Annotated in this window: 6 protein-coding genes and 1 pseudogene; 5 read left to right on the top strand and 2 right to left on the bottom strand. The window is 45.0% G+C overall.

The window, feature by feature from the left end; translation table 11 throughout:
* The first annotated feature begins 58 nt into the window (after positions 1-58).
* Both IQP38_RS23860 and IQP38_RS26795 read left to right on the top strand, forming a co-directional pair.
* Entirely contained in the window at positions 59-556 is a 498-nt protein-coding gene (locus IQP38_RS23860) for a leucine-rich repeat domain-containing protein (protein WP_158174046.1), read from the top strand.
* 167 nt (positions 557-723) lie between these two features.
* Positions 724-1,038 (top strand): annotated as a pseudogene (locus tag IQP38_RS26795) (thiamine biosynthesis protein ThiJ); the annotation flags it as partial.
* 222 nt (positions 1,039-1,260) lie between these two features.
* Here the strand turns inward: IQP38_RS26795 and eamB are convergent.
* Positions 1,261-1,845 (bottom strand): cysteine/O-acetylserine transporter, encoded by a 585-nt coding sequence (eamB, locus tag IQP38_RS23855; protein ID WP_193838096.1) that lies wholly within the window; start codon positions 1,843-1,845, stop codon positions 1,261-1,263.
* A gap of 274 nt (positions 1,846-2,119) precedes the next feature.
* On the opposite strand from eamB, the gene IQP38_RS23850 reads away from it, so the two are divergent.
* The 3 genes from IQP38_RS23850 (at position 2,120) to IQP38_RS23840 (ending at position 5,121) form a co-directional block, all read left to right on the top strand.
* Positions 2,120-2,857, top strand: coding sequence for a substrate-binding domain-containing protein (locus IQP38_RS23850; RefSeq protein WP_228010179.1), 738 nt, complete (start codon positions 2,120-2,122; stop codon positions 2,855-2,857).
* A gap of 230 nt (positions 2,858-3,087) precedes the next feature.
* Positions 3,088-4,062, top strand: a complete 975-nt coding sequence (locus tag IQP38_RS23845) for a DUF1852 domain-containing protein (RefSeq protein WP_042523046.1) — start codon at positions 3,088-3,090, stop codon at positions 4,060-4,062.
* 30 nt (positions 4,063-4,092) lie between these two features.
* Positions 4,093-5,121 (top strand): methionine synthase, encoded by a 1,029-nt coding sequence (locus IQP38_RS23840; protein ID WP_005376742.1) that lies wholly within the window; start codon positions 4,093-4,095, stop codon positions 5,119-5,121.
* A 1,008-nt stretch (positions 5,122-6,129) separates the two neighbouring features.
* Here the strand turns inward: IQP38_RS23840 and IQP38_RS23835 are convergent.
* The gene (locus IQP38_RS23835) at positions 6,130-7,149 is read right to left on the bottom strand and encodes a DUF2955 domain-containing protein (protein WP_025767250.1); all 1,020 of its coding nucleotides are present in this window, start codon (positions 7,147-7,149) and stop codon (positions 6,130-6,132) included.
* Position 7,150: the final 1 nt, after the last annotated feature.

Raw genomic sequence — 7,150 nt, 5'->3', positions numbered from 1 at the left:
GATAACAAGCTTACCAGCGTTATACTCTCAGGTTCGTTAAATACCAATTGGGGACAATGTGTTTAGTTTTAACCAACTTAATAGTGTGACCCTCCCAGATTCGTTATCCACCATCGGTGCTGGAGGGTTCAATGGTATCGCGTTACCCACATTAAACAATATACCATCAGATGGCTTTATTTTTACTCGTAATGATGATGGAACTGAGAACAAAAAGGTCGTTGTTCCTGACTCCGTGACTACTCTTGGGAAGGGGGCACTTTATGGAAATAAGCTCACTAACGTAACCCTTCCAAACACGTTGACTACCATTCGGGAGTTGGCACTTAGCCATAATGAGCTCACCAGAGTAACTCTACCTGACTCAGTATTTACCATTGGGAGGAGGGCATTTGATGGAAACAAGCTTACTAGCATAACCTTTCCAGATTCGGTGACTGTCATTGGTGAAGAGGCATTTACTGATAACGAGATCACTAGTGTGATCATTCCTGGTTCGGTGCGCGCTATTAGTCCATGGGCGTTTGATCTTGGTGTAGTAACTAAGCGGAATTAAAGCTATTTTTGGATGCTGTCGTCTTCAGCTGGTAAATAGCAACTATTGATAAGTTATCCTTGAAACCATATATATTGAGGCACACAAAACGAGCACTGCCGAATAAAAGGCAGTAGTTCTTTTGACGGTTTGTTTGTATGAGTCTCGAAAAGGCGAAAGTACATAAATGTGCAGGGTCTTTTTTACACGAGCTTGGCTTGCTGAAAGGTAAAAAATTAACGACAGATCCACATGCAAAAGCTATTCAGTAGAGCACGGGAGGAGATGTTTAAGATCTTCCTTTTGTTTTGAAGGTAATATAGCTACCGTCGGAGACGCCTTTCAGTTATTTACTTAGTCGTTTGGGTAGCAGAAAGGCTTTGTGATTCAAACAAACGTAAAGCATACAAGAGCAGTTAACTCCCACAGGGCAGTTCGACTTATTTGGAAATCTCATTTCAGCAACATTTCGTCTGCTCAGTATTTTAGCGCTCATAAATTGAATGACTGTCAAGTGACCGCGCATCTTGGTGGATTTTTGATATCTTAAAAAACTATATTTATGGATCTATCCATACTTCTCCTAATCACCGTCAGCCAAAATAGAGCAGAAAGTTCAACAAGCTTCTGTCCAACTTTGAGTTAGCATACTCAAAGCCAACCATTTCTCCATCTACAAATTCGAGATGCGGAAATCACTGCGTCTCATCTCCTCAACCTCAGCCTCAAACAAACAACTGTACCGCGCAGTAAAGTAGCGTCGCCGCTAAGGTCATATTGATCGCTTTGCCATATTTCTGGAATTGCGATTGAAGAAGTTTGCCTGCAATTGCCCAGATCAAGTTGCTGGCTAGAGCAATAAACGCGAGCACTAGGCTGGTGGCCAAGATCCAGTAGATGTTTTGTGTGTAAGGCAACACGAATGTTGATATGGATGTTACGCCGTATAGAATGATTTTCACGTTTACGAACTGCAAACCAAAGCCCGTCAAGAAAGTGATGCCCTCAGAATCTTCTGATGTAGTTTTGATATCACTTGTCGCGATTCCCCAAGCTAACCAAATGATGTAAGCCGCACCCACCCATGTGAGCCAAGGTGTAATCACAGGAAGCAGGCTGACCATGTGGTAAGTGAAAACGCCACACAGCAGCATCAAAACAATATAGCCGCAGAACATCTCAGAAATGACGTTGGTAGATCGCTTTAGCCCGTGCTGTGTTGCAACACTGAGAGACAAAATGTTGTTGGGACCCAGCGTGATCGAAGTAATGATGACGTAGGTGAAAAATGCGGTGTAGATGGCACTCATCTCTATCTCTCCTGTTTTTTGTGCACTATACTTCGCGTTAATAAATTAAAAAATCGAATGCATTTAAACTAAGAGTTTTAACCTTTCGAACTATTAAGTTAGGAGTTTGGCCATGAATCTAAAACGTTTCATTACGTTTAAAACCATTGTTGAGGAAGGCTCGTTTCTTAAAGCATCGCAATAGCTTTATTGCACTCAGCCGACAGTTACCTTTAAGATCAAATAGTTAGAGCAAGATCTCTCATTGCGGTTGTTCGAAAAGATCGGCCGAAAAATGGCGCTGACTCAGGCAGGAGAAAAGATCCTTCCGTACGTTTATGAGCTCGCACGAGTGATGGAAAACATTGAAGGCACGGCACAACAAGAGAGTTCTGAGCCGACAGGGGAGTTGAAGGTTTTAATCGCAGAAACTCAGCTCGCTTATAAAATGGCCAATGTTTTGAAGGAATTCAGAATACGAGCGCCGAAAGTAAGGCTCTCACTGCAATCACAAAACTGCTATAAGATTCGTGATGAATTGATTGCTGATAAAGCCGATTTGGGTGTGTTTTATCGTGTCGGTAATGATGATGCACTCAAGGTGCATGAGTTTGAACAAGAGCCGTTGGTCCTTGTTGCTTCGCCGCTTTTAACAGGGTTGGATCTACAGAAAGGGGAGCAACACATTGATTTGGGATTCATCAGCAATGGTCCTAAGTGCCTTTTCCGTAAGACTTTTGAGAGCATCATCCAAAAGCGAAACATCAGCATCGATAACATGATTGAGCTGAGCAGTATTAACACTATCAAAAACTGTGTAGAGAGTAATATCGGTATCTCTTTTCTGCCTCGCTTCACTGTTGAAAAAGAACTACAAGAGGGCAGCCTGCAAGAGCTTGAGTTTACCAACGCACCGCAAATGATCAAACCGCAGTGTGGCTGCAATGCCGGAAAGTGTGTTACGCCTGCAATGGAAGTCTTTATCGACTGCATGTGTAACACGCACGAGACAGGCTTTTTCCTCAAATCATGAAATTCCTTCATGTTCAATGTGAAACAATACCAATATTACTCAACTCGTGAAGCAAGTATAAAAAAAGGACTGCTCTGGTGTTAGGCACTGCGACGGTCATTTTTGTACGAACCGTTCGTCGTAAGTGCTGTGCAACCTAACGATTGGGAAAACCAAAAAACAAAAAATGTCCCCATGCACAGAGTTAGGAAAAGTCTGCTTTATCTAAGGAAATAGGATACCAACTCACGATGAATAACGATTTCACATTTGCTATCAAAAGCATTCGCTTTGATGAGAATTACCAACCATCAGACAACACGCGAATCACTACCAACTTTGCTAATCTGGCTCGCGGAAACTACCGCCGAGAGAATCTGCGCAATGCGCTCCGAATGATCGATAATCGTTTTAATGCGTTGGCATATTGGGATAACGCGCAAGGTGACCGCTACTCAGTTGAACTTGAAATCATCTCTGTTGATATGGATATCCAAGGTAGTGGAGAAGCATTCCCATCGATTGAAGTGCTCAAAACTAACATTGTTGATCACAACACTAACGAGCGCATCGAAGGCATTGTGGGCAACAACTTCTCTTCATACGTGCGTGATTACGACTTTAGCGTTTTGCTGTTGGACCACAACAAAAACCAGCCACAGTTCAGCATCCCAGCGAACTTCGGTGATTTGCATGGCAAACTGTTCAAAGCTTTCGTTAATTCTGAGTCTTATAAACAGCATTTCAAAAAGCTGCCAGTGATTTGTCTGAGCGTATCGGACAACAAGGTATACCGACGCACCGAAAATCAACATCCTGTTTTGGGCTTTGAATATCAGCCGAACGAATCTTCGTTGACGGAGCAGTACTTCAAGAAGATGGGCTTACAGGTGCGCTACTTCATGCCACCAAACACTGTTGCACCATTGGCATTCTACTTCTTCGGTGACTTGTTGAACGATTATTCAAACCTAGAGCTTATCAGCACGATTAGCACGATGGAGACATTCCAGAAGATTTACCGACCTGAGATTTACAATGCCAACGCGGTTGCCGGTAATTGCTACCAGCCAAACCTAAAAAACCTAGACCACTCGCTAACTCAAATCGTTTACGACCGAGAAGAGCGCAGCCAACTGGCGATTGAACAAGGGAAATTTGCCGAGGAGCATTTCATCAAACCTTATCAATCTGTGCTTGAACAATGGTCTGCAAATTACGCGTAAAAGATAACGAGAATCTAGAAAGGAATGACGATGAAAACACTATTACCGACTTCAACGGCTGGCAGCTTACCGAAACCTTCTTGGCTGGCCGAACCAGAAAAACTTTGGTCACCGTGGAAACTGCAAGGTGAAGAACTGATTGATGGCAAACGCGATGCGCTACGTGTCGCTTTGCAAGAACAAGAACTGGCAGGCGTTGATATCGTCAGTGATGGCGAGCAAACTCGGCAACATTTTGTGACGACCTTTATTGAGCATTTAAGCGGCGTAGATTTTGAAAACCGCAAAACGGTGACTATTCGCAACCGTTATGAAGCAAGTGTTCCGACTGTGGTTGGCCCAGTAAGCCGCACAAAGCCCGTGTTTGTTGAAGATGCCAAGTTCTTGCGTCAGCAAACTAAGCAACCTATCAAGTGGGCGCTTCCAGGCCCTATGACGATGATCGACACACTTTATGATGATCATTACGGTAGCCGTGAAAAGCTGGCTTGGGAATTTGCAAAAATCCTCAACCAAGAAGCGAAAGAGCTTGAAGCGGCAGGTGTCGATATCATTCAGTTTGATGAGCCTGCGTTTAATGTGTTTTTCGATGATGTGAACGAGTGGGGCATTGCGTGTTTAGAGCGTGCGATTGAAGGGCTGAAATGTGAAACTGCAGTGCACATCTGCTATGGCTACGGCATCAAAGCGAACACGGATTGGAAGCAAACGCTAGGCACTGAATGGCGACAATACGAAGAAGTATTCCCTAAATTGCAGCAGTCAAATATCGATATTATCTCGCTTGAGTGTCATAACTCGCGAGTGCCTATTGAGTTGCTTGAGTTGATTCGCGGTAAGAAGGTGATGGTTGGTGCGATTGATGTCGCTACTAACGAAATTGAAACGCCAGAAGAAGTAGCGAAAACATTGCGAGAGGCGTTGAAGTACGTTGATGCCGACAAGCTTTACCCATGTACCAACTGCGGTATGGCACCTTTGTCTCGTGAAGTATCGACCGCTAAGCTCAATGCGTTAAGTGCGGGTGCGGAGATCATTCGTAAAGAGTTGGTGGGTTGATATTAATACTTAGGCTCCGCGCCATGAACTAAAATTAGGGTCAATCTAGCGAGTTTAAATGAGACTAGGAATCGGTTTACTGCTCGCTAGGAAATAGCGATAACTTCCGCACTTCAAAGCTCTCGGTGGGGAGCTCCTGAATCACGCTCGTCCCTCGCTGTTCAGGATGACGGATGTTGGAAGATATATTGCTCGCCACAACCCTAGGTATTGGAGCAGCTTCAAGATAGGGTCTTTCCGGCGAGTTAAAACGAGACTAGGAATCGGGTTACAGCTCGCTAGGAAATGACGATAACTTTCGCACTTCAAAGCACTCGGTGGGTAGATCCTGAATCACGCTCGTCCCTCGTTGTTCAGGATGACGGATGTTGGAAGATACATTGCTCGCCACAACCCTAGGTATTGGATCTGCTCCAAGAGAGGGTCATTCCAGCGAGTCTAGACGAGACTGGGAATCGGGTTACAGCTCGCTAGGAAATAGCGATAACTTTCGCACTTCAAAGCTCTCGGTGGGTAGATCCTGAATCACGCTCGTCCCTCGCTGTTCAGGATGACGGATGTTGGAAGATACATCGCTCGCCACAACCCTAGGTATTGGAGCAGCTCCAATATAGGATCATTCTAGCGAGTTTAAACGAGGCTAGGAATCTACTAACAACTCACTGGAAAATGGCGATAACCTTAGAACTTCAAAGCACTCGGTGGGTAGATCCTGAATCACGTTCGTCCCTCGCTGTTCAGGATGACGGATGTTGGAAGATACATTGCTCGCCATCCACCAGGTATTAGAGCAGCTCCAAGGTCGGGTCATTCCAGCGAGTCTAAACGAGACTAGGAATCTACTAACAACTCACTGGAAAATGGCGATAACCTTAGAACTTCACAGCACTCGGTGGGTAGCTCCTGAATCACCTCGTCCCTCGTTGTTCAGGGTGACCGTTTTAAATAAAAATGCCGCTCACAGTAAAGTGATCGGCATACATTTCCCGTTTCCAGCCTCGGCCAGATTTAATTCAACTCCACGCTCTTAATCTCAGGATGCTTTAGCAACATCACACGAATCCAGTGATGCACCACCCACATCACCATCGCGGTGAGCAGAACCGCGACGAAAATCGAGCTGAAACGGTACAAGATCGAAAAGAACGCGTCTTTTTGTTCTGGCACCAATGAGGTCGTCAGCGGAACCGATAGGGCAGACATGGCAGAAAACGCGATAGCCGCTTTAATTTGCCCTTTGGTGAGCCACAAGCAGAATGGCCCCATTGCAATGGTAAAGGCGAGCCAAAAGAGTAGCCCATGCCCATACCAACTGCCCAATATCAGCTGAACAGCCATCCCTGCGATGCAGCCTAGTGCGGTGCCGATGATGCGAATTTTTGCCATGGCGAGCGAGCCCGCTAAAGTCATTGGGGTTAGGATGATCAAAATGGAAGCTTGTGCGGACAGCGAGTCATATAAGTCCGCTACTTGGAATACGATAAATGCCGCCATCGCCACTACCCAACCCATAGCAACTTGGCTGATGTAGTCAATATCGCTTTTTACTGGGGTCGACATCTCAATGTGCTCGGCGGGGGATTTTGGCTCCGGGAACAACCAATACGCGAATGCGCAAACAAAAATATTGCTGAACGCCATCACCCACATGTTGACGTTGAACTCTTCAATATCCATGAAGTTATAGCTGGCAAAATTCAACACAATTGAACCCACCAACAGCCCCATGTAACCAAACAAATAGGTTTTCTGGTTCATCATTGCAATGCACTTGAACAGCATCATGATTCCGACGGCAACGGTCATTAATGTTGGATGAAACTGCAAGTATTCCAGCAAAAATGTGGCTTGTATGGTTGTCCACACCGCAGAGAAAAACACGATCAATAAAGCCGAAATATTAAAGTTGTCCATTCTGCCCAATATAAACAGCGGCATCATGATGGCAAAAAATCCGTAAGACCAACCGAAGATCATGCTTAGCGCGAGCCCTAAAGAGCAGCCGAACCAAATTCGTAAGGTTTTCATT

The organism is Vibrio sp. OPT41 (genome assembly GCF_015163595.1).
In the GTDB taxonomy this organism is placed as follows: Bacteria; Pseudomonadota; Gammaproteobacteria; order Enterobacterales; family Vibrionaceae; genus Vibrio; species Vibrio alginolyticus.
The sequence above is the reverse complement of the archived record's forward strand: the minus strand, read 5'-3'. Positions and strand labels throughout refer to the sequence as shown.

Coding starts and splice junctions, on each gene's coding strand:
- eamB (WP_193838096.1), bottom strand. CDS start 1,845: ATGAGTGCCATCTACACCGCATTTTTCACCTACGTCATCATTACTTCG.
- IQP38_RS23835 (WP_025767250.1), bottom strand. CDS start 7,149: ATGAAAACCTTACGAATTTGGTTCGGCTGCTCTTTAGGGCTCGCGCTA.
- IQP38_RS23845 (WP_042523046.1), top strand. CDS start 3,088: ATGAATAACGATTTCACATTTGCTATCAAAAGCATTCGCTTTGATGAG.
- IQP38_RS23840 (WP_005376742.1), top strand. CDS start 4,093: ATGAAAACACTATTACCGACTTCAACGGCTGGCAGCTTACCGAAACCT.
- IQP38_RS23850 (WP_228010179.1), top strand. CDS start 2,120: ATGGCGCTGACTCAGGCAGGAGAAAAGATCCTTCCGTACGTTTATGAG.